The 24858-nt window shown below is 56.8% G+C and carries 22 protein-coding genes and 5 pseudogenes; 15 read left to right on the top strand and 12 right to left on the bottom strand.

The genetic code is table 11. The annotated features are described in order from the left end of the window. Positions 1-184: 184 nt before the first annotated feature. The 3 genes from TKWG_RS23545 to TKWG_RS05590 form a co-directional block, all read right to left on the bottom strand. Positions 185-427: a hypothetical protein gene (locus TKWG_RS23545; RefSeq protein WP_014749905.1), complete on the bottom strand. Its 243-nt coding sequence runs from the start codon at positions 425-427 to the stop codon at positions 185-187. Continuing rightward, complete coding sequence (locus TKWG_RS05595; protein ID WP_148274483.1) at positions 376-1683, bottom strand: MFS transporter; 1308 nt, start codon at positions 1681-1683, stop codon at positions 376-378. Before TKWG_RS05595 ends, TKWG_RS23545 begins: the two co-directional genes overlap by 52 nt. A gap of 166 nt (positions 1684-1849) precedes the next feature. Continuing rightward, positions 1850-2350: a peroxiredoxin gene (locus tag TKWG_RS05590; RefSeq protein ID WP_014749903.1), complete on the bottom strand. Its 501-nt coding sequence runs from the start codon at positions 2348-2350 to the stop codon at positions 1850-1852. Between the two features lie 268 nt (positions 2351-2618). Between TKWG_RS05590 and moaC the strand changes: the two genes are divergently transcribed. The 5 genes and pseudogenes from moaC to TKWG_RS26910 all read left to right on the top strand — a co-directional run bounded on the left by moaC (position 2619) and on the right by TKWG_RS26910 (position 5894). Next, on the top strand, positions 2619-3146 hold the full coding sequence (gene moaC / locus TKWG_RS05585; RefSeq protein WP_050981705.1) for a cyclic pyranopterin monophosphate synthase MoaC: 528 nt from the start codon (positions 2619-2621) through the stop codon (positions 3144-3146). Further along, positions 3139-3378 carry a molybdopterin converting factor subunit 1 gene (gene moaD / locus TKWG_RS05580; RefSeq protein WP_014749901.1) on the top strand — a complete coding sequence of 80 codons (240 nt, stop codon included), beginning with the start codon at positions 3139-3141 and terminating at the stop codon, positions 3376-3378. The genes moaC and moaD overlap by 8 nt, the downstream gene beginning before the upstream one ends. Before the next feature lies 1 nt (position 3379). Then, positions 3380-3886: a molybdenum cofactor biosynthesis protein MoaE gene (locus TKWG_RS05575; protein WP_014749900.1), complete on the top strand. Its 507-nt coding sequence runs from the start codon at positions 3380-3382 to the stop codon at positions 3884-3886. Next, positions 3883-4407 carry a molybdenum cofactor synthesis domain-containing protein gene (locus TKWG_RS05570; protein ID WP_014749899.1) on the top strand — a complete coding sequence of 175 codons (525 nt, stop codon included), beginning with the start codon at positions 3883-3885 and terminating at the stop codon, positions 4405-4407. The genes TKWG_RS05575 and TKWG_RS05570 overlap by 4 nt, the downstream gene beginning before the upstream one ends. Positions 4408-4688: 281 nt before the next feature. Next, positions 4689-5894, top strand: a pseudogene (locus TKWG_RS26910) (molybdopterin molybdotransferase MoeA). Between the two features lie 161 nt (positions 5895-6055). On the opposite strand, the gene TKWG_RS05560 reads toward TKWG_RS26910, so the two are convergent. From TKWG_RS05560 to TKWG_RS05550, 3 genes and pseudogenes are all read right to left on the bottom strand, one after another. Next, entirely contained in the window at positions 6056-6601 is a 546-nt protein-coding gene (locus TKWG_RS05560) for an NTP transferase domain-containing protein (protein ID WP_014749895.1), read from the bottom strand. Between the two features lie 2 nt (positions 6602-6603). Beyond that, positions 6604-7700 (bottom strand): annotated as a pseudogene (gene moaA, locus TKWG_RS05555) (GTP 3',8-cyclase MoaA). Next, positions 7693-8768 (bottom strand): annotated as a pseudogene (locus TKWG_RS05550) (substrate-binding domain-containing protein). The pseudogenes moaA and TKWG_RS05550 overlap by 8 nt, the downstream one beginning before the upstream one ends. A gap of 203 nt (positions 8769-8971) precedes the next feature. On the opposite strand from TKWG_RS05550, the gene TKWG_RS05545 reads away from it, so the two are divergent. The 9 genes and pseudogenes from TKWG_RS05545 (at position 8972) to TKWG_RS05510 (ending at position 19043) form a co-directional block, all read left to right on the top strand. Next, complete coding sequence (locus TKWG_RS05545; protein ID WP_085946386.1) at positions 8972-9523, top strand: formate dehydrogenase subunit gamma; 552 nt, start codon at positions 8972-8974, stop codon at positions 9521-9523. Beyond that, positions 9520-11079, top strand: a complete 1560-nt coding sequence (locus TKWG_RS05540; RefSeq protein ID WP_014749892.1) for a formate dehydrogenase beta subunit — start codon at positions 9520-9522, stop codon at positions 11077-11079. The genes TKWG_RS05545 and TKWG_RS05540 overlap by 4 nt, the downstream gene beginning before the upstream one ends. A gap of 43 nt (positions 11080-11122) precedes the next feature. Further along, positions 11123-13995: pseudogene (gene fdhF, locus TKWG_RS05535) on the top strand (formate dehydrogenase subunit alpha). Between the two features lie 68 nt (positions 13996-14063). Further along, the gene (locus TKWG_RS05530; RefSeq protein ID WP_041709892.1) at positions 14064-14990 is read left to right on the top strand and encodes a formate dehydrogenase accessory sulfurtransferase FdhD; all 927 of its coding nucleotides are present in this window, start codon (positions 14064-14066) and stop codon (positions 14988-14990) included. Then, complete coding sequence (locus TKWG_RS05525) at positions 14987-15280, top strand: formate dehydrogenase subunit delta (RefSeq protein ID WP_014749890.1); 294 nt, start codon at positions 14987-14989, stop codon at positions 15278-15280. Before TKWG_RS05530 ends, TKWG_RS05525 begins: the two co-directional genes overlap by 4 nt. A 42-nt stretch (positions 15281-15322) precedes the next feature. Further along, positions 15323-16723, top strand: coding sequence for an L-lactate MFS transporter (locus TKWG_RS05520; protein ID WP_014749889.1), 1401 nt, complete (start codon positions 15323-15325; stop codon positions 16721-16723). Between the two features lie 54 nt (positions 16724-16777). After that, entirely contained in the window at positions 16778-16876 is a 99-nt protein-coding gene (locus TKWG_RS27480; RefSeq protein WP_456047812.1) for an MFS transporter small subunit, read from the top strand. A gap of 152 nt (positions 16877-17028) precedes the next feature. Continuing rightward, a complete protein-coding gene (locus TKWG_RS05515; protein WP_014749888.1) occupies positions 17029-17724 on the top strand; it encodes a response regulator transcription factor in 696 nt (231 codons plus the stop codon). Next, positions 17721-19043 (top strand): sensor histidine kinase, encoded by a 1323-nt coding sequence (locus tag TKWG_RS05510; RefSeq protein ID WP_014749887.1) that lies wholly within the window; start codon positions 17721-17723, stop codon positions 19041-19043. The genes TKWG_RS05515 and TKWG_RS05510 overlap by 4 nt, the downstream gene beginning before the upstream one ends. 132 nt (positions 19044-19175) lie before the next feature. Here TKWG_RS05510 and TKWG_RS05505 read toward each other — a convergent pair whose 3' ends face one another. Then, on the bottom strand, positions 19176-19643 hold the full coding sequence (locus tag TKWG_RS05505) for a universal stress protein (RefSeq protein WP_014749886.1): 468 nt from the start codon (positions 19641-19643) through the stop codon (positions 19176-19178). Between the two features lie 11 nt (positions 19644-19654). After that, on the bottom strand, positions 19655-20005 hold the full coding sequence (locus tag TKWG_RS05500) for a TIGR01244 family sulfur transferase (protein WP_014749885.1): 351 nt from the start codon (positions 20003-20005) through the stop codon (positions 19655-19657). A gap of 274 nt (positions 20006-20279) precedes the next feature. On the opposite strand from TKWG_RS05500, the gene TKWG_RS05495 reads away from it, so the two are divergent. After that, positions 20280-20843 (top strand): GNAT family N-acetyltransferase, encoded by a 564-nt coding sequence (locus TKWG_RS05495; protein ID WP_014749884.1) that lies wholly within the window; start codon positions 20280-20282, stop codon positions 20841-20843. Positions 20844-20995: 152 nt separating this feature from the next. Here TKWG_RS05495 and TKWG_RS05490 read toward each other — a convergent pair whose 3' ends face one another. The 4 genes and pseudogenes from TKWG_RS05490 to fabI all read right to left on the bottom strand — a co-directional run bounded on the left by TKWG_RS05490 (position 20996) and on the right by fabI (position 24817). Then, positions 20996-21808: a ChbG/HpnK family deacetylase gene (locus tag TKWG_RS05490; RefSeq protein ID WP_014749883.1), complete on the bottom strand. Its 813-nt coding sequence runs from the start codon at positions 21806-21808 to the stop codon at positions 20996-20998. 55 nt (positions 21809-21863) lie between these two features. Continuing rightward, entirely contained in the window at positions 21864-23018 is a 1155-nt protein-coding gene (locus tag TKWG_RS05485; RefSeq protein WP_407636894.1) for a glycosyltransferase family 2 protein, read from the bottom strand. 284 nt (positions 23019-23302) lie between these two features. Beyond that, positions 23303-24025, bottom strand: a complete 723-nt coding sequence (dnaQ, locus tag TKWG_RS05480; RefSeq protein WP_014749881.1) for a DNA polymerase III subunit epsilon — start codon at positions 24023-24025, stop codon at positions 23303-23305. A gap of 10 nt (positions 24026-24035) precedes the next feature. Beyond that, positions 24036-24817, bottom strand: a pseudogene (gene fabI, locus TKWG_RS05475) (enoyl-ACP reductase FabI). Positions 24818-24858: the final 41 nt, after the last annotated feature.

Genomic DNA, 24858 nt, shown 5'->3' with positions numbered 1-24858 from the left:
GACGACATCTGCAACGATCGCTCGTTACGCCGGTCAGGCACACAGGGCGCGGGGGTGAAGTGATGGACAGCGCTGGTTTTTATCGCATATATGATCGCAGCGACGTCAGAACGATCATGCCAGCCCCGCTCGCAGGACGGGCACGCGGTATGATGCGGTTTTCTGCCGACGCGCCTGACCGGAACTACGTTTTTTTCGCAGGCGGCACTGTCGGACGTGCTTCGTCTGCTGCACCTTCGTCTGCTGCACCTTCGTCCGTTGCACCTTCGTCCGTTGCGCCTTCGCCCTCGGTAGTGTCCTCTACCATTTCTTCTCCGGCCATGGACAGGTCTTCGTCGGCCACGGAGTGATCCGTATCTGCGCGCTGAGGCAGGTTCAGCTCAGTAATCGGGTCGCCGGCCTGGATAATATCCAGTACTTTTTCCATGGCTTGTTCGTCAGATGAAATATCAATCGATTCATCGACACGCGGATCCAGCGCCGTTGCCATCGGAGAAGCCGGCACGTTAACCGACATGGGTACAAAGGCTCGGGATCCACCTTGTAGGTACCCTTGACCTTCTCTTTGCGCACAAAGATAACCAGCGAAAAGGCCGCAAGCGATGTATAGATATAGAACATGGGCGCGCCGCCAATGTCCATCAGCTTACCCACCAGCAGCGGGCCAAGACTGGCGCCAACGCCATAAGTCATCAGCAATACACCGCTTAAGCCAACACGCAGCGACGGGTCGACGTGCTCATTGGCAAAAGCGGTCGCCAGTGGATAAATCGTAAACTGCAGAACGCCGAAGATCGCCACCATCACCAGCATCACCGAATACGGCAGATGCCAGTAGCCATAAAACGGAATGGTCAGCAGCCCCAGCAACAGCGCATTGAAGCGAATCATGTTCAAGCGATAAATGCGATCGGATAACCAGCCCATCGGCCACTGAGACAGCAGGCCGGCCATGACCGAAACTGACAGAAACACCGCAACCTGGTCGGTATTCATGCCCTCTTTACTGGCATACACCGGCCCCAGGCCGTAAAAGGAACCGGTGATGCTACCCGCCACGAAGAGCACGAACATGGACATGGGCACCAGTCGAATGAACACTTTGAGTTTGATCGGCGCATGTAACTGCAAGACCGGGTGACTGCGCCGCGTAATGGCTACCGGAATCAGGCAGAGCGCCATGGACATGGCAACCACATTGAGTGTGGTCAGATCTTCCGGCGAGAAAAACGACACGGTCATCTGGCCGAACACCAGCCCCAGGCCCGACATGACCATATAAAAGGCAAAAACGCTGCCGCGCTGTTTCTGGTCGGCCTGATCATTAAGCCAGCTCTCCAGCACCATATATTGCGTGACCATGGTCGCGCCGGTCAGAAATCGCAAAAACACCCAGATCGGCAACAAGGGGGTAATTGTCTGGGCCAGAACCAGCACCGTCACCATCGCAGCGGAAATCGCGTAGGCGCGGATATGTCCCACGCGCTGCACCAGCTTGTGCCCGAAACGCGCCCCCAGAACCTGGCCGGTATAAAAAGCGGCAATCAGCAAACCGATCCAAACCTGGCTGACCCCCTGATCTGCCAGGTGCAACGCAATGAATGTGTTGTACAGCCCCGTGCCGAGCGACATGAGCAATGTCGCAAGATACAGAGAGAAAAAAGACAGAAAAAGGCTGATCATTCTGACCCGACAAGAAAGACGGACGATAAAAAACAACAACTGCAATAAAAATGACACTGCCTGCAGCCGGCCCGTTCAAGTGCGGCCGGCGGTCTTGCGATAAACACTGCGATAACTGCTGTGTTACTGACGGCCGACGCAACCCGCAGCGCCGGCCCGATTGTGCTTAAAGCTGGGAAAGGATTGTCTGCGTGCCGCTGATCTTGTATTCGCCACCTTCTTCGACATTCAGTTGCTTGACTACGCCATCTTCCAGAATGGCCGAATAACGACGCGAACGCACGCCAAGGCCACGGGCGACCAGATCCAGCTCCAGGCCCATCTCTGTTGTCCAGGTCGCAGAGCCATCGGCCAGCAAACGGATAATGCCGGTCGCGCCGGTGTCACGCCCCCAGGCGCCCATCACGAAAGCGTCGTTGACGGCAACACACCAGATCTCATCTACGCCTTTGGCCTTGATCTGCTCTGCATCACGAATGAAATCAACCACATGCTTGGTCGTGCAGGTCGGCGTGAAGGCGCCGGGCACGGCAAAAAGCACTATCTTTTTGCCTTTGACCAGCTCGGATACCTTGAAGGCCTGCGGACCGCTTTGGCCATTATCTGCGCTTTCGACGAACTCTGTGAGTGTACCTTCGGGTACCCGATCTCCAATGCTGATTGTCATATTGACTCCTGTCTGATTAAGCAAATGCGTGTGCAGTTAGTGTAACACCTGGCTTCGCGGCAATGGGTAAATCCCCCATCGACTCTGCGTCCATACCCTAACATTTTCCTGTGACACAAATACCTACGCCGGTAGGGGCGTTTTTCACAAGGAGCGCAAATACAGGTATAGTTATCGGATACCGCGTTCGCACCAGGAAACTGCCAATTGGACAGTAAGGTTGCACGGTTCCATTTTTATTTTCGCGGTCCCGGACCGCTTATTGCGCATGAAAAAAACATCTGTTGTATCCGATACCCCGGCCAAGGCCGACACCGCCGCATCCGCGCTTAGCCACCTGGACGAAGCTGGCCAGGTGCGCATGGTGGACGTGCTGGGCAAGACTGCCACCGCGCGCACAGCAGTGGCGCGCAGCATTGTACGCATGACACCCCGCTCCTATGCCGCCCTGAATGCAGCGGAAAACAGCAAGGGCGAAGTGCTCAATACCGCCCGCGTTGCCGGTGTACTGGCCGCCAAGCGCTGCGCCGAACTGATTCCCATGTGCCACAGCCTGCCGCTGACGTTCGCCGGAATTGATTTTGCCCTGGATGATCAAGCGCAGTGCGTCACCATCCGCGCGACCTGTCGCAGTGACTATAAAACCGGTGTCGAAATGGAAGCGCTGACCGCCTGTTCGATTGCCGCGCTCACTATTTATGACATGTGCAAGGCAGCGGATAAAGGCATTATTATTGAAGACACCCGACTTGAATATAAATCGGGTGGCAAGAGTGGAGAATGGCGTTGTGATTAATATTCTGTATTTCGCCCGCATTGCCGAACTGACCGGCAAGCGCACCGAACAACGAGCTTTGCCCGCCCCGGTCACTGTCAACGCGTGGCTGGCACAACTGCATGAGACATACCCTGCGCTCAAGGATATCGGCGTACTCAAAGTGGCGGTCAATAAAAAACATGTCCAGGCCGACACCCTCATTCATGATCGCGATGAAGTGGCGATCTTCGAGCCCGTGACCGGAGGTTGAGATGATCGCAGTACAACACGACGATTTCGATGCCGGACAACTGATTCGCGAGCTGCACGAACGCAGTCAGGGTCAGGCCGGCGCCGTGGCCTCCTTCGTAGGCTATGTGCGCGATTACTCGGCATCGCAGCCGACGCAGGAACTCTTTCTGGAACATTACCCGGGCATGTGCGAGCAGGAACTGGCCGATATCGCACAACAGGCCATGCAGCGCTGGGATATTGTCCAGAGCACCATCGTGCACCGGGTAGGCGCCCTGTCACGCCAGCAACAGATTGTTTTCGTGGGTATTGCCAGCGCCCATCGCGGCGACGCCTTTGCCGCCTGCGAGTACATCATGGATGCGCTCAAAACCCGCGCACCTTTCTGGAAGCGGGAAACACTGGCCGACGGTAAGGCATTCTGGGTGCAGGCGCGCAACAGCGACCAACAGCGCCTGGAAAAATGGAGCGCCTCGCAAGACGTTACAGCGCAAGCAGAAACACCAGAGCAGGAAGGGCATAAATGAAGTCGCTTACGGAAAACGACAATAAAGTCGCATTGCATATTGCGATTCTGACCATTCACGATACCCGTACGCCGGAAACCGACAGCTCAGGCCGCTATCTGGCCGAAGCCGTTACCGGCAGCGGCCATCAAGTGGCAGGACAGGCCATTTGCCCGGATAATCGATACGCCATCCGCAAGCATTTATCCGACTGGATTCTGGATGAAAATATTCACGCCATTATTACCAATGGCGGCACCGGCATGCGCGACAGAAACGCCACGCTGGCGGCCGTCACGCCATTGCTCGACACGCAAATAGCCGGCTTTGGCGAATTGTTTCGCGCATACTCGTTTGCCGACATCGGCTCCTCAGGTCTGCAATCAAACGCCTTGGGCGGCAAGGCCAACAATACGCTGATCTTCTGCCTGCCTGGCTCAACCGGCGCCTGCCGTCTGGGTTGGGAAAAAATTCTGCGTGAACAATTGGACAGCCATCACCAGCCGTGCAATTTCGCATCGGCTTATGCCAAGCGTGATTAAGGCGTGATTGGCATCAGGCAGTAATGACAATGACAGGCTCGCCTGCGCTCGCGCAAGCCACCCCGGCACAGCATGCAAGAATGGCAGCGCCACCCTGGGCGGACCGTTTTTTTTCAATGACGGCATAGTGAGGTCATCAACAGTCCGGTTGCGCATAGCGACCGTGATCGGCACAATGTGCACTTGCCATCAGCCTCTGCTCTGCCATCGCTTATCTCGTACATGACCTAAGCCATATATCGAACATGACTATTTGAGAAATGACCACAGGAAACGCCACTATGCTCGATTTTGATACCGCCCAGCAGCGACTGCTGGATCTGCCCATCGCCAATATTCCCGTGGAAACCATTAGCCTGCAGCAGGCGCAGGGACGCGTGCTTGCGCAGGATGTCGTGGCTACGCTGGATATGCCTTCTGCCGACAACAGCTCGATGGATGGCTACGCATTACGCCTGCAGGACTATCTGCCGGGCACGCCCCTGCCGGTGCAACAACGCGTGTTTGCCGGACAGGCGCCGCAGCCGCAGGAGCCCGGAAAAATCTCCCGCATTTTTACAGGCAGCCTGATACCTGAGGGCGCCGATACGGTCGTGATGCAGGAAGTGTGCACTGAAGAGGACGGCCAGGTCACGATTACGCAGGCCCCCGTCAAAAACCAGAATATTCGCCGCCAGGGCGAAGATACCCGCGTCGGCAGTGTGTTGCTCGAACAAGGCACGGTTCTGGCGCCGCCGAAATCGGCCTGATTGCCACTCAGGGCATTGCCACGCTAACCGTGTACCGCCAGCTCAAGGTCGGCCTTCTGACAACCGGCGACGAACTGGTGCCAGTGGGACAATCACGAAAATCTTCACAGATTTTCAACTCCAATGCGCCCATGCTGACTGCGCTGTTTCACACCCTGGCGCCGGGTTGAGCATGTCCTGCATGCCATGGACGATATGGATGCAACACGCGCGGCATTGAACACCCTGTTTGCCGACTGCGACCTGGTCATCAGCGTCGGCGGCGTATCGGTGGGTGAAAAAGATTTGATCAGACCGGCACTGGAAGCACTGGGCGCCAGCCTGGATTTCTGGAAGGTGCGCATGAAGCCGGGCAAACCGGTAGCGCTGTCAAGCGTCAACAATGTCCCGGTGATCTGCCTGCCGGGTAACCCGGTCTCAGCGTATACCGTGCTGGCCGTGCTGGTCTCACCACTGGTGCGCAAGCTGCAGGGACGCCGGCAATGCCTGCCGTCGCGGCTTCAGGCTACGCTGAAAACAGACAAGGTCTTTAACGAAACCCGCGATGAATTTCTGCGCGTTCGCATCATGCAGGATGAACAGACCGGGCTACTGATGGCTGAACCCTATGAACGGCAGGGATCCGGCATGAGCTCTTCCCTGCCCTGGGCTAACGCCTTTGCCCGCGTGCCCGCAGTACAGAAATTTACCGGCGGCGACCGCGTCTGGGTCTACCCCAAGGAAGACTGGACTCGTTAAACACAGGAATGCCATCGCAGCAAGGGATTCATCAGCAAGGCGTACGGCGCATGCCATGCGCCGTTGCACCATTATGCAGACGCTAGTCGATCGCCGTCACGCTGGCCTGGGCAAGAGCCAGCTCCTCTGGTGTATTGACATTCAGAAAGGCCGCGGCATGATCAAACACCACCCGCACCGCGTGCTGTGATTCCAACCAGGGAAGCACAGCGCGGCGACCACCTTGCAGGTAGTCCCGCACTGTGGCCAGCATGCTTGCATGTAGCAGCAGACAGATGGAATGGTCGCGGGCGCGGCGTGCGCAAAGGCAATCTGCCCCCCTGGGCCATCAGCCCAGCATACAGCTGCGCCACATAATCATCCGGCAGCGCCGGCATATCGCAGCCAGCCACAACCAGCCACGGCGTCTTTATATGAGATGCCGCCGCAAGCAAACCGGCCAGTGGACCCTGGCTACCATCGAACCCGGCCGGGTCCTGTACGACCTGCCCGTATTTTCGGTACTGCTCCTGATTCTGGTTGGCGCTGATCAGCACGCTGGCCGCTTGTGGCCGCAGCGCCCGCAACACATATTCGATCAGGGGGCGCGCATGCAGCCGGACCAGTCCCTTGTCCACTCCGCCCAAGCGCCGGCCCTGGCCTCCGGCCAGTATCAATGCCGTCACGTCCTGGGGCGCAAGGGGTCCCGGCTGCGGTATGGCAGTCATGCTCAGCCTCCGATATAACTCATTTCGATTTTTTCACGCGTGCCGCTTAACTGGTCACGCAATTCGGAGTACCGGTCGGCCCTGCCTGTCCAGATTCCGGCCAGCACACTTGTAATATCATGGTCCGTGGCGGCAGAGCGCAATAACGCGCGCAAGTCAAAGCCTGGTCTGCGAACAAACAGGTAAACAATTTTCCTTCCGGCGACATGCGCAGACGGGTGCAGTCGCCACAGAATGCATGCGTCACACTTGTGATAAGACCCACTTCGCCGCCACCATCTTTATAGCGCCAGCGCTTGGCCACCTCGCCCGGATAATTGGCATGCACCGGCTCCAGTTCGAATCTGGCCTGCAGCTGTTGCAGGATTTCCCGGCCGCTAACCACATCTGTCATATCCCAGTGGTTGGTCACGCCCACATCCATAAATTCGATGAATCGCAGAATATGGCCGCTATTACGGAAATACTCTGCCATCGGCACGATCTGGTGCTCATTCACACCTTTTTTCACAACCATATTGACCTTGATCGGCGCAATGCCTGCCTGCCTGGCGGCGTCGATACCGGCCAGCACCTGGTCCACATGAATTTTGGTATCGCTCATCTGCTGGAACAGCTCCGGATCCAGCGCATCCAGGCTGACGGTAATCCGTTCCAGCCCGGCGTCGCGCAACGGCACGGCCAGACGCTGCAGCAGCGTGCCGTTAGTGGTAAGCGCGATATCCAGCGGCTTATCTTCCAGATCCCTGATCTGGGCCAGCATGGCAATCAGGCGTGTCATTTCCTTGCGCAGCAAGGGTTCGCCACCAGTAATGCGCAATTTGTTCACGCCCAGCTGCGCAAAAAGGCGCGCCATACGGGTAATCTCTTCAAACGAAAGGATCTGGCTGTGCGGCAAAAATACGTGGTCGCTGCCAAACTGGTCCCGCGGCATACAGTACGAGCACCGAAAATTACATTTGTCGGTGATCGAGATGCGCAAGTCGCGCAGAGCGCGACCCAGCTGGTCCACAACGGGCCTGCCGGCTATGTACTCCGCCTGCGGCAAGGGCCGCTGCGCCACTTTGCGGATATCGGAAATCGGAATAATGTTAGTCATTAAAGGCTTCTTCTAATGTCTGGATCTTGCCTGCCTCAGTTGCATCATACCCTACCAGCTGCCCAAGAAATTGCAGATAATCCTGACTGCGCATGAAATGAATGAATTTTTCCACATTGATCTGCTGCAGGCTATTGCGGTTCAGGGCGAAAAAATAGCGTTCGCGTACCAGCGGAATAAAGTCCAGGCCGAAACGATGGGCGGCTGTCTGCACGCCAATCCCCACGTCGGCCATGCCACTTGCAATATGAGCTGCGATGGCCATGTGCGTAAACTCGCTGTCTTCAAAGCCACTGACTGACGCGGTCGGGATATTTTCTTCCTGCAACATCAGCCCCACCAGAAAACGCGTACTTGAGCCCGGCTGACGATTCACAAACCGCACATCATCACGCGCCAGGTCCCGAACCGACTGAATATTTTTAGGATTGCCCGGCTTGACGAACAGGCCGGTGTTGCGGATGGCCAGATGAATCAGCAAATGCGTGTCGCCGTTGAGCCAGGGAGAGTAACGTGCCAGGATCGGTTTCTCGAATTTGCCAATAGGCACCTGGAAACCAGCCAGTTCACATTCGTTCTGCTCCAGCGCGGCCAGCGCCTCTATGGCCGTTCGGTAGCGCAGCTCCAGAATGGGCAGCGGTGAATTCATGCGTTGCGTGAGCCCCTCCACGGCAAAGCCATGGCTGGCATGCAGGCGCACATTGGGCGTGTGCTCCGGAATCAGCTTTTCCAGTTCTTCCTGTGATTCGGAGGCCAGGCTTTCCAGGGTCGGCGACAGCCGCGCTGGATGCGCCGGTTGGCCCACACCAGCCGCTTGGCAAATTCGGACAACTCTGTTCCCTTGCGCCGCTTGGTAATGAGTAGCGGCACCCCGAAAATTTCCTCGAACTGACGCAGCACGCCCCAGGCATGACGATAGGAATGTCCGCAGGTCTCACTGGCCGCGACGATATTGCCGCTGATATCGATTTCAGCCAGCAACCCCAGCAGCATGGATAGCGACAAGGTCTTTCCTTCCTGGGTATCGATAGTCCACTCAGGGTTTATCCTGATCGAAAACGGATACATAGTGCGTTCTCCCTTGGCAATGTCATCATCATTATATGTGTTATTAATTTCATATTGAAAATATATCTGAAGTGGCTACTATTGAGGCTATAAGCACATTTGTCAAATGGGAATTTAACATCCCGGCGCTTTGCGGTGCTGCAGCATTTTATTATGATGCCAATTACATATTAAACAGGCTCAAACACGTATCGGAGACAGCCATGTCCAAAACGGGCATTTCCTCGCCTTTCATTCAGTCGGTCGATAACAAGATCAGGAAGATGATTCCACTGACCCCAGAGACGCCCAATTCGCGCGCTGTGTCAGTCAGCCTGGTCAAACTGGGCAATATGCCGGGCGCACTGCTGCCGGTGTTGCATGACATCCAGGACACGCTGGGCTATATCCCCCCCGAGTGCGTCGATCAGATTGGACAGGCCTTGAACTTATCGCGTGCCGAAGTACATGGCGTTATTACCTTCTATCCCCACTTTCACACTACGCCCAAGGGCGCGGTACATATCGAAGTCTGTCGGGCCGAATCCTGTCAGGCCATGGGCTCGGCTCAACTTGAAGCCCATATACGCGAAGCAACCGGCTGTGACATGAACAGCACCCGCGCCGATGGCCAGGTGTCTGTCGATGCGGTCTATTGTCTGGGGTTGTGTGCTCAGTCGCCCAACATCATGATCAACGGCGAACCCTGTGCGCACGTCACCCCGCAAACATTCGATGAACTGTATCGCGAACACACGGAGGCCGTCTCGGTATGACTATTCGAATTTTCATCCCTGCTGACGCCGCGGCCATTGCTGCCGGCGCCGAACGCGTAGCAGCGGCTATCAGCAAAGAGGCGGCACAGCGCAATCAGGACATTAGCGTAGTGCGCAACGGCTCGCGCGGGCTGTTATGGCTGGAGCCCATGATTGAAGTGCAAACCGAGCAAGGCCGCGTGGCCTACGGTCCGGTCAAGGCCGGTGACGTGCCATCCCTGTTCGACGCCGATTTCCTGCACGGCGGCCATCACGCATTGGCCCATGGCCTTACCGAAGAGATCCCGTTCCTGAAAAAACAGGAACGCCTGACCTTTGCGCGCGTGGGTATTACCGATCCACTCTCACTCACCGACTATATGGCGCACGGCGGTTTTGCCGGCCTGAAAAAAGCCCTGACCATGGCGCCGGCCGATATCGTGCAGGAAGTGACCGATTCCGGCCTGCGTGGACGAGGCGGTGCTGCCTTTCCGACCGGCATCAAATGGAAAACCGTCCTGGGCACGCCAGCGCAGCAAAAATATGTCGTTTGCAATGCCGACGAAGGCGACTCAGGCACATTCTCCGATCGCATGCTGATGGAAGGCGACCCGTTGTGCCTGATCGAAGGCATGACCATCGCCGGACTGGCGACCGACGCAACCCAGGGCTACATCTACGTCCGTTCCGAATATCCGCACGCTATTGCGGCCTTGAACCGCGCCATCGGCGTGGCAACCGAAGCCAACTGGCTGGGACAAGACATCCAGGGCAGCGGCAAGTCTTTTTCGCTTGAAGTGCGCAAAGGCGCCGGCGCCTATATTTGCGGGGAAGAAACCTCGCTGCTGGACTCGCTCGAAGGCAAGCGCGGACTGGTCCGTGCCAAGCCGCCGCTGCCGGCCATCAAGGGCCTTTTCGGCAAACCCACGGTCATCAATAATGTGATATCGCTGGCGTCGGTGCCCTACATTCTTGCCGAAGGCGGCCAGGCTTATGCCGATTACGGAATGGGCCGCTCCAAGGGGACACTGCCCTTTCAGCTGGCGGGCAATATCCGCCAGGGCGGGCTGGTGGAAAAAGCCTTTGGCCTGACCTTGCGCGAACTACTTTTTGATTACGGTGGCGGCAGCGCCAGTGGCCGGCCCATCAAGGCTGTACAGGTAGGCGGCCCGCTGGGCGCGTACCTGCCGGAATCGCAATGGGATGTGCCCATGGATTACGAAGCCTATATGAAGGTGTCGGCCATGATCGGCCATGGCGGTATTGTGGCGTTCGACGACACGGCCAAAATGAATGATCTGGCGCGCTACGCCATGGAGTTCTGTGCGGTCGAGTCCTGTGGCAAATGCACCCCCTGTCGTATCGGCTCCACACGCGGCACCGAAGTGATCGACCGGATTACCGCTAACGAAAACCGTGAAGAAAATGTCGAACTGTTACGCGATTTATGCGACACCATGCTGGGCGGCTCGCTGTGCGCCCTGGGTGGTATGACGCCTTATCCGGTCTTGTCCGCCCTGCAGCACTTTCCTGCCGATTTTGGCATTGAAGCGCGTACAGAAACCGAACATTCATGAACCAAGAAAATTGTCCGCTGCCACAACCGGCAAGGAGCTTCCAATGTTAGAAACCGTCGTCAAACGTGATATTGATCTGGGCACCCCCGAAGTCACCTCCGACAAGCTGATTACCGTCACGATAGACGGTTACGACATCTCGGTGCCCGAAGGCACCTCGGTCATGCGCGCGGCTGCGCTCAACGGCGTCAATATTCCCAAACTGTGCGCGACCGACAGCATTGAAGCCTTCGGTTCATGCCGTCTGTGCCTGGTGGAAATCGAAGGCCGACGCGGTTACCCGGCCTCCTGTACCACACCGGTAGAGCAAGGCATGGTCATCCGCACCGAAACCCCCAAGCTGCATCAGTTGCGACGCGGCGTGATGGAATTGTATATTTCCGATCATCCGCTCGATTGCCTGACCTGCCCGTCCAATGGCGACTGTGAGTTGCAGGATATGGCAGGTGTGGTTGGCTTGCGCAACGTACGCTACGGCTATGAGGGCGCCAATCACCTGAAGGACCAGAAGGACGAGTCCAATCCTTATTTCACTTACGATCCCAGCAAATGCATTGTCTGCAACCGCTGCGTGCGCGCCTGCGAAGAAACCCAGGGAACGTTTGCCCTGACCATCTCCGGAAAAGGATTCGCCTCGCGCGTGTCGGCCGGCCAGGACCAGCCGTTCATGGATAGCGAATGCGTGTCCTGCGGCGCCTGCGTACAGGCCTGCCCGACCGCAACGCTGGAAGACAAAAGCATTATCGAACTGGGTCAGGCCGATCATTCGGTCATCACAACCTGCGCCTATTGTGGTGTGGGTTGCGGCTTCAAGGCCGAAATGAAAGGCGAGACCGTGGTGCGCATGACACCATGGAAAGATGGCAAGGCCAACCGCGGTCACTCCTGCGTCAAGGGCGTTTTGCCTGGGGCTATACTACCCACAAGGAACGCATTACCAAACCCATGATCCGCAAAAGCATCTCCGACCCGTGGACCGAAGTGTCCTGGGAAGAAGCCATTGGCTATGCGGCCAGCGAATTCAAACGTCTGCAAGGCAAGTATGGGCGTGACTCCGTGGGCGGCATCACCTCGTCCCGCTGCACCAACGAAGAAACCTGGCTGGTGCAAAAACTGGTGCGCGCCGCCTTTAACACCAATAACGTGGATACCTGCGCCCGCGTCTGTCATTCACCCACCGGCTACGGCCTGAAATCCACGCTGGGCGAATCGGCCGGTACGCAGACCTTTGATTCGGTCATGTTCACCGATGTGGTTATCGTCATGGGCGCCAACCCAAGCGCCGCACACCCTGTCTTTGCGTCGCGACTGAAAAAGCGGCTGCGCCAGGGTGCGCGCCTGATCGTTATTGATCCGCGCCAGACCGAGCTGGTCAGCTCCCCGCACATTCGTGCCGATTATCATCTGCAGGTGCGTCCCGGCACCAACGTTGCGCTGCTGTCGGCCATGTCACACGTGATTGCCACAGAAAACCTGGTCAATCTGGACTTTGTCCGCGAGCGTTGCGAAGACAAGGCATTTAAGGAATGGTTTGATTTTGTCAGCCTGCCGGAAAACTCACCCGAAGCGATGCAAGCCGAAACCGGCGTTCCGGCCGAGCAGATTCGTGGCGCAGCCAGGCTTTTTGCCACCGGCGGCAACGGTTCCATCTATTACGGGTTGGGCGTGACCGAACACAGCCAGGGCTCTACCACCGTGATGGCCATTGCCAACCTGGCCATGGCCACCGGCAATATCGGACGCGAAGGCGTGGGGGTCAATCCGCTGCGCGGTCAGAACAACGTGCAGGGCTCGTGCGACATGGGCTCGTTCCCGCACGAGCTGCCCGGCTATCGCCATATTTCCGATGACGTGACCCGTCACGACTTTGAAAAAGCCTGGAATGTCACCCTGCAATCCGAACCCGGCCTGCGCATTCCGAATATGTTCGACGCTGCGCTCGAAGGCACCTTCAAGGGGCTGTACTGCCAGGGCGAAGACATTGTGCAGTCAGATCCGAATACCCAGCACGTGGCTGCATCGCTGTCGGCCATGGAATGCGTGGTGATCCAGGATATTTTCCTGAACGAAACCGCCAAGTACGCCCATGTATTTCTGCCCGGTTCAACCTTCCTGGAAAAAGACGGTACCTTTACCAATGCGGAACGTCGTATTTCTCGGGTACGCAAGGTCATGGAACCGGCCAGCGGCATGGCAGACTGGGAAATTACCTGCGCGCTGTCCAACGCGCTGGGCTACCCCATGAATTACAACCACCCGTCGGAAATCATGGACGAAATCGCGGCGCTGACGCCAACCTTCACCGGCGTCTCGTTCGACCTGATCACCAAAATGGGCAGCGTGCAGTGGCCCTGCAACGACCAGGCGCCGGAAGGCACGCCAATCATGCATATTGACGAATTCGTCCGCGGCAAAGGCAAGTTCATGATTACCAAGTACATTCCGACGGACGAAAGAAGCACACGCAAATTTCCGCTGCTCTTTACCACCGGCCGGATTCTGTCGCAATACAACGTGGGCGCGCAAACACGCAGAACCCCTAATGTGGCTTGGCATTCGGAAGACGTACTGGAAATCCATCCGGTTGACGCCGAAGACCGTGGTATCAGCCAGGGCGACTGGGTGGGCATTCAGAGCCGTGCCGGCGAAACGGTATTGCGGGCCGATGTTACTACGCGGGTCCAGCCGGGCGTGGTCTACACCACCTTCCACTTCCCCGAATCGGGCGCAAACGTGGTTACCACCGATAATTCTGACTGGGCCACCAATTGCCCTGAGTACAAGGTCACCGCGGTGCAGGTGACACGCGTCACGCAACCGTCGGCCTGGCAGAACAACTGGTCAGAATTCAATCGTGAACAGCGTGCGCTTCTTAAAAATCGTGTCACGATGGACGAAACACCGGTAACCGGATAACGACAGGATTTTTCTTGATGGACAAGGTCGTCACTCCAGCTTCAACGGCCACAATCAAGGGCAGCGATATGACCGATACGGTCACGCTGCCCGCAGCACTGGCGCGCAGTGTACGTTTGCAGGTTAACCGCGTGCGCGACGGCGTCATGCACGCGCAAGCCGAAAGCGATGCCATTGCCGTCGAAACACCAATAGCCGTTCAATTCAATGGCATCAGCCATGCAGTCATGCTTGCCACACCGGATGACCTGGAAGATTTCGCCTGGGGCTTTTGCCTGACCGAAGGCATTGTGCGCTCTCCCGATGACATTCGTGATATCGAGCAGGAACGCACGGACCTGGGCATCGTTCTGCAAGTGCAGATCAGCCCGGCATGCATGCAGTTTCTCAAGGAGCGACGCCGGCAAATGGCCGGGCGCACAGCCTGCGGCCTGTGCGGCGTTGAAACCCTGGAAGCGGTGCGCCGACTGCCGCCCGTGGCGCCACCCAGTCGCGCCGACAGTCCCTCCTGGCCGACCCCTGCCCGCTCCTGGACGCAACCACATGACCTGCACGTCATGCCGGCGGGCCTGACGCTGACGCAACTGCTCCAGGCCATGAACGCGCTGCGCGAACAACAGTCATTGCACCAGGATACCGGCGCAACCCATGCCGCTGCATGGGTTGCGCCCAATGGCCACGCCCCTACCTTCATTCGGGAAGACGTAGGCCGACATAACGCACTGGACAAAACCATCGGCGCCCTGTTGCGGAACAACCAGCCCATCGGCCAGGGCGCGCTACTGGTATCGAGCCGCGCCAGCTTTGAAATGGTACAGAAAGCCGCCATGGCAGGCTGCCCTGTGCTGGCGGCAGTCTCGGCGCCGACCTCGGCGGCAATCACGCTGGCCGAAGAAACCGGCATCACCCTGCTGGGCTTTACGCGCGCCCGGCAGGCTACAATCTACGCCCACTCACAACGCTTTCAATTATCGGACAAAGGCAAGGCATCATGACGACTCCACATGTGTTCAACACGACCGCAATGCTTATCAAAATGGCAAACCAGATTGCCGGTTTTTTCGAAGCACTGCCCGACCGGGAAGAAGGCCTGCGCAGCGTTTACGAGCACATCCGCAAGTTCTGGGAGCCGCGCATGCGCATTGCTCTGCTCGAATTTCTGGAACAGCATCCTGACGGGCAGGATGGGGAAATAGGGCTTTCGGCATTCGCACTGGAAGCCATCAATAACCACAAGGCGGAACTCAAACCCGCTGCACAATCAGCAACACCCGCTACACCATAAGGCCATCAGGCCATGCATAATCCATAATCCAAGGAGACATCTATGAATCAAGCCGTTACCCGTGGCGGATTCTTCAGCAAGGAGCGGATCACAGCCGGTCCGGGTTTTAACAGGTGGATGGTTCCACCTGCTGCATTAGCCATTCACCTATGTATCGGACAGGCGTATGCCTTTTCGGTATTCAATAAACCAATGACCCAGTTGCTGGGCATTTCCGAATCCGCGCCCGATGACTGGACCATTCCGGAACTGGGCTGGATATTCAGTATTGCCATTGTATTTCTCGGCCTGTCGGCGGCCTTTGCCGGCAAGTGGCTGGAAGAGGTTGGCCCGCGCAAGGCCATGTTCGCTGCAGCCTGCTGCTTTGGTGGCGGCTTTCTGGTGGCCGCGCTGGGCCTGCAACTGCATCAGTTGTGGCTGGTGTATTTAGGCTACGGGGTGTTGGGCGGCATTGGCCTGGGCATTGGCTATGTCTCGCCGGTTTCCACGCTGATCAAATGGTTTCCCGACAGGCGCGGTATGGCCACCGGCATGGCCATCATGGGTTTTGGCGGTGGCGCCATGATCGCCTCGCCACTGTCACTCAAACTGATGAATGCATTCAAATCCGAGACATCTATGGGTGTGACCGAGACCTTCGTCGTGCTGGGCATCGTGTACTTCATCTATATGTGCATCGGCGCGCTTTCTGTGCGCATTCCGGCGCCCGACTGGAAGCCTGAAGGCTGGACACCGCCGGTGCAGCAAAACGCCATGATTTCGCGCAACCACGTGCACATAGACCAGGCCATCAAAACGCCGCAATTCTGGCTGCTGTGGTGGGCTCTGTGCCTGAACGTGACTGCCGGTATCGGTGTGCTTGGTCAGGCATCGCTGATGATTCAGGAAAGCTTTCAGGGCATGATAACCGCTGCAGCCGCTGCCGGTTTTGTCGGCTTGCTCTCGCTGGCAAATATGAGCGGGCGCTTTCTGTGGTCAACAGTGTCCGACTATATCGGCCGCAAGATGACCTACAGCACCTTCTTTGTGCTGGGCACTGTGTTGTATTTACTGGTTCCCGGGATGGGCACAGGCGGCCATGTAGCCCTGTTCGTACTGTTTTATCTGGTGATTCTGTCCATGTATGGCGGCGGCTTCTCAACGGTCCCGGCCTATCTGGCCGATCTTTTCGGCACCCGTTACGTGGGTGGCATACATGGACGCCTGCTGACGGCCTGGTCTGCCGCCGGCGTGTTCGGGCCGGTCCTGGTCAATTACATTCGTGATTACCAGCTGCAGATGGGCATTCCACGGTCAGATGTGTATATCTACACCATGTATGTGATGGCAGGATTGCTGGTCATCGGTTTCATCTGCAATATGATGATCCGTCCGGTTGCCGCAGAACATCATATGCAGGCTGACAGCATGGCAGGCGAGCCGGTTGCGGCTGGCGCCAAATAACAGGGAGATAGAAGATGCAAGATACTGCTCAAAGAAAACCCCGTAGGACTGATCGTGGCCTTCTGGCTTCTGGTCGGTGTTCCGCTGATCTGGGGTGTGGCCAATACCATCATCACCGCCGCAGCCTGTTCAAATAACCTGCCTGTGCTTTAACAGGACCTCGGGCGGCGCGCTTCCCGGAGCGCGCCCCGGAAGCCTGCCAATTGGTCGACCACGCCGCAATAAGCACTGCTTGATGCGGCGTTTTTCTATAATGTGAACACATCTGGGACATATCGCGCCCAGAACCTGTTCCAGGAATCACCATGAGCACTCACAAGCGCATCCTTCTGGTCGAAGACGAAATCAGCATTGCGGCCAATGTCTGCAGCTATCTGGAAAAAAAAGGCTATATGGTGGATGTTGCCTATGAAGGCCATGCCGCTGTATCCCTGCTCGACCAGTATGCCTTTGACACGATTGTCCTGGACCTCGGATTGCCCGGTAAAAGCGGATTTGACGTACTGCAATACATCCGGGATCAGGCGATGCTTAGCACCCCGGTAGTCATTCTCACCGCGCGCGATGCCTTGCAGGACAAGCTTACCGGTTTTTCCCTGGGCACCGATGACTACCTGACCAAGCCGTTCTCGTTAAGTGAGCTTGAAGCGCGAATCAACGCACTCATCAAGCGCGCCACCGGCACTGTGGCCAACCCGGTCAGACGCTGGGGCCAGATCGAGATCAACACGCGCTCGCATATCGTCGCCATCCGGGGTGTACCGATACATCTGACGCGCAAGTCCTACGATATCCTGAGCACCTTCCTGCAACATCCCGGTGAAGTCATTACAAAAGAGCGCTTCGAGAGCCTGTTATGGGCAGACGATCCGAAATCTTCGGATGCGCTGCGCAGTCAGATTCATTTGCTGCGCAAAGCCCTGGCCGAGCATGATTGCGATGTCATTGAAACCGTGCATGGCACCGGATGGCGTCTGGGCAAACTTAAAGAGCAATCATGAAAAGCCGCGGCTCGCTATCGCTCTCGCAACGAATGTCGCTGGCGCTGACCGGTGCCGTTACGCTTTTTGTCGTGGTGCTGTGCGTCCTCTCGCTCTGGGCATTCGACAGCATGGAAGATAATCTGGTGGAGTCAACCCTGCTGGCTGAAAAGGACCGGATTGTGGCACTGGACGCCCATCAGGCCACCGCACCCGGCAATGGAATACAGGAAAGTCAAAACCAGCCCATCCGGCGCTGGGATATTGCCAGTGCAGCCGACGAAAGCCTGCTGCCTTCCCAGTTGCGTAACCTGAACGAAGGCGCCTATTTCATGCAGCCGGGCAATGCAACCTGGCATGTACTTATATTTACCCATGGTCAGGGCAAAACCGTACTGCTTTACGACGCAACACGCAATGAGGAGCGCGTGCATGACTTTGCCTTTATTGTGATCATGGCCGGCATGCTGTGCATCGGTTTATCGTATTTGCTGGCACGTGGCGTATCCAGGCGCATTACCGAGCCCGTGCAAAGCCTGACCCAGATCCTCTCAACCTGGGCGCCAGGTGCATCCAACCTGTCTCCCAGTCGCAATGATGAAGTGGGACGCCTGATCGAAGCCTTCAACCGAATGCAGGGCCAGGTCGAAAAATCAATTGCACAGGAAAAGGAATTTTCTGCGAACCTGAATCATGAAATCCGCACCCCGTTGACCACGATCCGCACCGATGCCGAGCTCGCGCTGGAAGATACCCAGTTGCTTGACGAAACCCGCATGAGGCTCAAGCGCACGCTGACCAATGTCGATCTGATCACCGATACACTGGAAAGTACGGTCCATTTGAAAACACAGGCACGGCAAAACGCCGAACCGGTCCACCTGCGCGATTGCCTTGAAAATGCCTGGAGCACCAGCACCGGTGATGATGAAGATATCAAGTTGCAACTGATCAACCAATTGCTGCCGGGCGAGGTGTTGACCGTTAATCGCTACGCGATGCAGATGATCATGCGCAATCTGATTCGCAATACCCTGGAACATGCTGAGGCGACGACTCTGACGGTCTATTTATCGGGCGCGCGCCTGTATTTTGAAGACAACGGCAAGGGCATTGCCCAGACCGATCTGCCCAGGATTTTTGAACGTTATTACAGTGGGCACACGCGTGATGCGCAGATGGCAGAGGATAGCAGTTTCATGGCAGAACCGACCAAGCGGCGCGGGCTGGGCCTTGCCATTGTGCAACATATTTGTGAACTGGAACACTGGACCATTCGGGTCGAATCCTCAACCCAGCCAGGCGCATCCATGACGCGGTTTATATTACAGGTGGCATAGGCTGTCGGCCATACCGCGCAGTTGACCACCCTTCGCAAGCCACCCTGTGTGCTGACCGATTCTCTACCAGAGATATCCTGCAGATCCGCCGCCAGTGTACCTGCCGGCGAATCGCAATACCAAAGATCCGAATTAGCTGCTACTTTGCTCTTTCAAACGATACACCAGCACCGATGTATGGGCCAATGACAGCACTTTGGTCGTCACGCTGCCCAGTAACAGCCGGGACAGCCCGCTGCGACCGTGACTGGCGATGTAAATAAGATCGCAGGCATTTTCCTTGGCGGCTTCAACAATGCCATCGGCAACGCTGTAGTTCGAAATGATGAGCGACGTTGCTTTTACATTTGCAGTCTGGGCGCGATCCAGCACCGGTTTCAGATAGGACTCGGCTTCCTTGCGTGCGGCCTCTTCATAGTCGCCGTCGGAAATGGCGTAGGAAGCCGCCATGCCGTCAAAGCCGATCAAGGTTGAAAAAGGCTGGGTCACGTTGATGGCGATTACCTCGGCGCTGTTCTGCCGTGCAAAGCAAATGCCTGAATTGGCTGCCCGTGCAGAAATGTCCGAACCGTCGATAGGAAGTAGAATTTTATTGAACATGGTGGGACTCCTTAAGACTGCGATGTTTCCTGTTTGGCCGCATTGTAAAGATGCGTGCAACGCGTACCCGAGCGACAGTACGCCAGAACCGGCGCGGGTAAGGTGTCGAGGTATTGACGGAAAGCCTTGACGTCCTCGGGGGTAATGGCGCCACTGACGACGGGCTGGTAAACCACCGTCAGACCGGCCTGTTCGCCCGCCTTGATGACATCGGCCGAAGCCGGCTGCGATTCGCCGCCTTCGTAGTCGGGGCGGTTAATAATGACGCTTTGGTAGCCCGCTGCTTGACAGCCGCCATGTCTTCTGCGCCAATTGGGGGCTACCGCCAGCGAGTCACTTAACGGGGTAATGGGTGTTGACATATGTCCTCACAGGGTGTCGGGGCAGTAACGCAGCCGCATAGACAGCGAACCGGAACCGGCACCGACAGTTTGATGCCTGGGGCACCGTGATTGAAGATCGCCTGAACTGTCGTCTGCCACCTTATCACAGTTGTAATACCGTGGAGCAGCGGAGCAGATTGGACAGCGGCCCAAATTATTTTATGCCAGTTTAACGCAGCATCTGATACAAATTTACCCTAATCTCTATAAAATAGCATCAGTAATTTCACCACGATCTGATTTAAAACAGTAAATGACCGATTTCTGCCGCGTTCGTCCTGCAACCGCTCAGGACATATCAGCAATTGCGCAAATTTATGCCTGGCATGTGCTGCATGGCATCGCCACCTTCGAAGAAACCGTACCCGATCGTGAGCAGATGCTTGAGCGATTTGTCCATATCACCACACAGGGTTATCCCTATATTGTGGCGGAAAAAGACGGCGAAATTATCGGTTATGCCTATGCATCATCGTTTCGCCCGCGCGTGGCCTATCGCTATACTGTAGAAAACGCCATTTATCTGCGCCATGATCTGGGACGCATGGGTGCGGGATCCTTATTGCTGGCCGAGTTGATCCGGCTGTGCGAAGCCGGTCCGTGGCGCCAGATGATCGCCGTGATCGGCAATAGCGCGAATACGGCCTCCATCGGCGTGCATCGCAAGGCCGGTTTTGAAATGATCGGCACCCTTCCCGCGACAGGTTTCAAGCACGGTCAATGGGTCGATACCGTTCTGATGCAGCGCCCCCTGTCCGGCGGCGCTCAAACCCTGCCTGATAATATCAGCACCGCAGCACCTTCACACACCGATTAGCGTTCCATACCGTCACGCCTGTCCATTTGACCAATGACGTGCCTGATCAGTAATCAGTCACGTCTTGCAGCAACCCATCACCGTGACAGGTTACGCTGTCGCGGCACGATCCCGGTTCAGGCCACGCCCCGTATGCGCCACCTCTCCTGGGCTCATGTCGGATAACGAACGAGACGGCAGTAGTGCGTGGCGAGTAAATCCGCAAACGCATCGCTTTTGAGAAATGCAAATTCAGCAGCGCGCTGGGCACCGATGACATCGGTCGGGTCAATGCCATCGGCCGGATGGCACATGATGACAATTCGCTCGCCCGCCGCTGCCAGCCACGCCTGCATATGCCGCTCGAAACGGGCGCTGCCGCCAGTCAGCGCGTACACGCCTGCAAAATCTTCGTTGTAGGGAAAATCAATCCGTTGCAGGCGTCGGCGCAGCGCACTGCTGCCCAGCAGCGCGATCAACCGCGCTTTCCATTGCAGCCCCCGGGCCAGTGAAGCATTGCGCATCGCCGTCGAACGCACCCAGAAATCATCACAATCGTAACGCCGAATCAGCACCTCCATCAGCGCGTCGCGAATCTGCGGAAACTGGTGTACGTGCTGGTGACCGTCAAAGAAATCCGGCGTACGCTTTGCGTGTTGCTCAAAAAGATCGCATTGGTGTTCAATTGAACGCGCCAGGACAGCGGGATCCAGCTGACGCAGCCATGCATTCATAATAAGTCGCGACAGCGGCCGATGAAAATCATTATCCGGCCCGAGCTTTTCAGTAAGGTTAATATGCAAGCCAATATCGATATCCAGGCTGCGCAGTCTTTGTGCGCCGGAAGGCCATGCGCCGGCCTGGGTCAGGCAACTGGTAGCGCTGATCCGGTGTGCTGCGGCAAGCTCACATACCGCAAGATTGATATTCTCATTCAAACCGAAATCATCAGCGCAGAGTGTGATCTGTTTCTTCTTGCGTGCCATTTTGGCTTCCTGTCCCGGCTTGTGGTGTCAGATGATCGATTGCCGATACGCCATCCTAACAGACAATACGAATGTCATAAACCATCGGATACATGTCCGGCTCCGGCAGTTGCTTTGCAGTCTTGCGGCGAACGTCCAGCAAGCGCGGGGAACCCTGGGAGAGCCCCTGTCCCATTTGTTTGCTCACAATGAAAAGCGGCCTGCGTTTGACTTCTTCGTAGATATGCGCCACATACTCGCCCACCATGCCAACCGAAATCAGAATGATGCCCGCAAAGAAACTCTCGGCCACAATCAGCGTGGAATAGCCCCGCACCGGGTTGCCCACCATTACATATTCAAATATGACATACAGACCATACAAGAGCGCCAAACCGGCCAGCAGCATACCGCCGAACATGGCCATGCGCAACGGCCACGTTGTAAATGCAGTCAGCCCCTGCAGGCCATGACCAACAAGACGAAACAGATTGAACCGGGATGTGCCAAAGCGTCGTTCATCTGGCTGGTAATAAACAGCTTGCGTACGAAAACCGACCCAGGCATACAGGCCCTTCATAAAACGCGTGCGCTCGGGCAACTGGCACAAGGCCTGCACCACCTTGCGGTCCATCAGACGGAAATCACAGGCATCGGGCTCAATCCGAATCTTGCCGGTGCCTTTCATCAGGAAATAGAATATCCGCGTGCCGATGCGCTTGAGCAGCCGCTCATCGGCGCGCGCCTCGCGCACCGCATAGACCATATCGGCGCCCTGCTCCCAGTGCACAACCATTCGGGCAATCAGCGCAGGCGGATGCTGCAGGTCTGCATCCAGCGTGACAACAACCTGCCCCACGGCCAGCTCCAGCCCGGCGGACAATGCGGCCTCTTTGCCAAAATTGCGTGACAACTGCAAATAGCGCACCCGATCTTCGCGCTGACAGACCTCGCTCATAAAAGCCGGGGTATCGTCCGTGCTGCCATCGTCAACCACGATAATTTCCCAGCTGGCAAAGGCATCACGCAGCAATACGGTCAGCATGGGCAACAGGATGGCCAGACTGCGTGCCTCATTCAAGGCGGGAATCACACAACTGACCGACGCCTCTGCCGCCCTGCGTGCCTTTGCCATAGCGGTCTGCGCAGCAGGCGTACCGCCGGCCAGCGCCCGCTTATTGCACTCTTGCGGACAATGCCGCCTATCTTGATGTCTGGAATACACGCTCATCCTGATACTAAAAGCGGATAAAACCAGACTATATTGCAGCAGGCGTTAAATTTCCGTGAAATCGGCGAGCGCCGCTAGTGGCTACGATCAGAGACAAAACGCATAGGGCAACGGGCAGGGAGCAAGAGAAGGGATACGAAAGATAAGAGGCAACCGGCAGGTGCCAGACAAGAGCGGAAACGACAGAGAGGAAACGAGCAGCGAGCGGCTTCGCACCCAGGAACTCTGGCCGGTGCTACGCACGATGGCCAAGGCATTGCAAGGGCGCTTACAAAAAGGGAGAGTCAGGCGGCAGGGGCAGGCTCGGTCAGCTTGCGCCACAAACTGAGGCCACCCGCAGCCTGGTCCAGTCCGTCCAGATAGGCCGCGTGCTCGGCCAGTTCAGCCTCCGTCGCCACTTCGATGCGCAGGACCGTCGCATCAAATTGCGCCACCACCGGCTGACCTTCCTGCTGGCGCGGCTGATCGCTGTGCTCCATGACCAGGCCAAACTGGCCCCGGGTCATGGCCAGCCACACTTCGGCCAGCAACTCGGCATCCAGCAAGGCGCCGTGCAAAGTACGGTGCGCGTTCGAAATACCCAGTCGCTCGCACAGCATATCCAGACTGTTGCGCTTGCCCGGGTACTGTTCACGCGCCATGGCCAGCGTATCGTGGATCGCGGCGGCAGTTTTGTCGATAGACGGCATGCCTACCCGTGCAAATTCCGCATTCAGGAACTTGACATCAAATGAGGCATTATGAATATAGATTTCGGTCCCTTTCAGGTACTCGAAAATCCGTGTCGCTTCGTCTTCAAACCGATTGAACTGTGACAGAAATTCGGTGGTCAGCCCGTGCACCTCAAGCGCGCCGGGCGAACTGTCCCGGTCGGGATTGAAATAAATATGCAGATTATTCCCGGTGAACTGACGATCAATCAGTTCCACGCACCCGAGCTCGACGATCCGGTCGCCTTCTGCCGGGTCAAAGCCGGTTGTCTCTGTATCGAGAATAATTTGTCGCATGGTTCAATCCTTAAGACATGCCTGGTACGACGGTGGAGAATCCGGCATCTACATGCACAATTTCACCCGTGATACCCGCAGCCAGGTCCGACAGCAGGAACGCTGCCGTATTGCCCACATCTTCAATGGTGACATTGCGCTTGAGCGGTGCGTGAGCCGAGACAAAATTGAGGATGGAAGAAAAATCCTTGATGCCGCTGGCAGCAAGCGTTTTGATCGGGCCGGCGGAAATGCCGTTGGCGCGCAGGCCTTCGGCGCCCAGGGCGGTGGCCAGATAGCGAACACTGGCTTCCAGAGACGCCTTTGCCAGACCCATGGTGTTGTAATTAGGTATGGCTTTTTCCGCACCCAGATAGGTCAGTGTCAGCACCGATCCCCGGCGCGCTTGAGCAATGGCAATGCAGCCTTGGTCATGGCAGGAAAGCTGTACGCCGAAATATCATGGGCAATACGGAAGCCTTCGCGGGACAGCCCGTCCAGGAAGTTGCCGGCAATCGCTTCGCGAGGCGCAAAGCCGATGGAATGCACCAGCCCGTCAAGCCCATCCCAGTGCTGCGCCAGCTGCTCAAAAGCGGCGTCAATCTGCGCGTCTTCAGCCACATCACAGGGAATCACAATGGCACTGCCGAAATCAGCGGCAAATTCAGTCACGCGGTCCTTGAAACGGTCTCCGACGTAGGTGAAAGCCAGTTCAGCTCCTTGCGCTTTGCAAGCGGTGGCAATGCCATAGGCGATTGAACGGTTCGAAATGACGCCCGTGACCAGTATTCGTTTATTTGCAAGAAAGCCCATTTGCTGTCCTAATTGTTTTTCAATGATGGCCATTATAAAAA

Source organism: Advenella kashmirensis WT001 (assembly GCF_000219915.2).
GTDB classification, from domain to species: Bacteria; Pseudomonadota; Gammaproteobacteria; order Burkholderiales; family Burkholderiaceae_B; genus Advenella; species Advenella kashmirensis.
This window is presented reverse-complemented; position numbering and strand designations above follow the sequence as displayed.

Coding starts and splice junctions, on each gene's coding strand:
- TKWG_RS05570 (WP_014749899.1), top strand. CDS start 3,883: ATGAAGTCGCTTACGGAAAACGACAATAAAGTCGCATTGCATATTGCG.
- TKWG_RS05500 (WP_014749885.1), bottom strand. CDS start 20,005: ATGTCAACACCCATTACCCCGTTAAGTGACTCGCTGGCGGTAGCCCCC.
- TKWG_RS05525 (WP_014749890.1), top strand. CDS start 14,987: ATGACGACTCCACATGTGTTCAACACGACCGCAATGCTTATCAAAATG.
- TKWG_RS05490 (WP_014749883.1), bottom strand. CDS start 21,808: ATGGCACGCAAGAAGAAACAGATCACACTCTGCGCTGATGATTTCGGT.
- TKWG_RS05560 (WP_014749895.1), bottom strand. CDS start 6,601: ATGACTGCCATACCGCAGCCGGGACCCCTTGCGCCCCAGGACGTGACG.
- TKWG_RS05530 (WP_041709892.1), top strand. CDS start 14,064: ATGACCGATACGGTCACGCTGCCCGCAGCACTGGCGCGCAGTGTACGT.
- TKWG_RS05540 (WP_014749892.1), top strand. CDS start 9,520: ATGACTATTCGAATTTTCATCCCTGCTGACGCCGCGGCCATTGCTGCC.
- TKWG_RS05595 (WP_148274483.1), bottom strand. CDS start 1,683: ATGATCAGCCTTTTTCTGTCTTTTTTCTCTCTGTATCTTGCGACATTG.
- TKWG_RS05590 (WP_014749903.1), bottom strand. CDS start 2,350: ATGACAATCAGCATTGGAGATCGGGTACCCGAAGGTACACTCACAGAG.
- TKWG_RS05510 (WP_014749887.1), top strand. CDS start 17,721: ATGAAAAGCCGCGGCTCGCTATCGCTCTCGCAACGAATGTCGCTGGCG.
- TKWG_RS05515 (WP_014749888.1), top strand. CDS start 17,029: ATGAGCACTCACAAGCGCATCCTTCTGGTCGAAGACGAAATCAGCATT.
- TKWG_RS05520 (WP_014749889.1), top strand. CDS start 15,323: ATGAATCAAGCCGTTACCCGTGGCGGATTCTTCAGCAAGGAGCGGATC.
- TKWG_RS05575 (WP_014749900.1), top strand. CDS start 3,380: ATGATCGCAGTACAACACGACGATTTCGATGCCGGACAACTGATTCGC.
- TKWG_RS05505 (WP_014749886.1), bottom strand. CDS start 19,643: ATGTTCAATAAAATTCTACTTCCTATCGACGGTTCGGACATTTCTGCA.
- TKWG_RS05545 (WP_085946386.1), top strand. CDS start 8,972: ATGTCCAAAACGGGCATTTCCTCGCCTTTCATTCAGTCGGTCGATAAC.
- TKWG_RS05485 (WP_407636894.1), bottom strand. CDS start 23,018: ATGAGCGTGTATTCCAGACATCAAGATAGGCGGCATTGTCCGCAAGAG.
- moaC (WP_050981705.1), top strand. CDS start 2,619: ATGAAAAAAACATCTGTTGTATCCGATACCCCGGCCAAGGCCGACACC.
- dnaQ (WP_014749881.1), bottom strand. CDS start 24,025: ATGCGACAAATTATTCTCGATACAGAGACAACCGGCTTTGACCCGGCA.
- TKWG_RS23545 (WP_014749905.1), bottom strand. CDS start 427: ATGGAAAAAGTACTGGATATTATCCAGGCCGGCGACCCGATTACTGAG.
- TKWG_RS05495 (WP_014749884.1), top strand. CDS start 20,280: ATGACCGATTTCTGCCGCGTTCGTCCTGCAACCGCTCAGGACATATCA.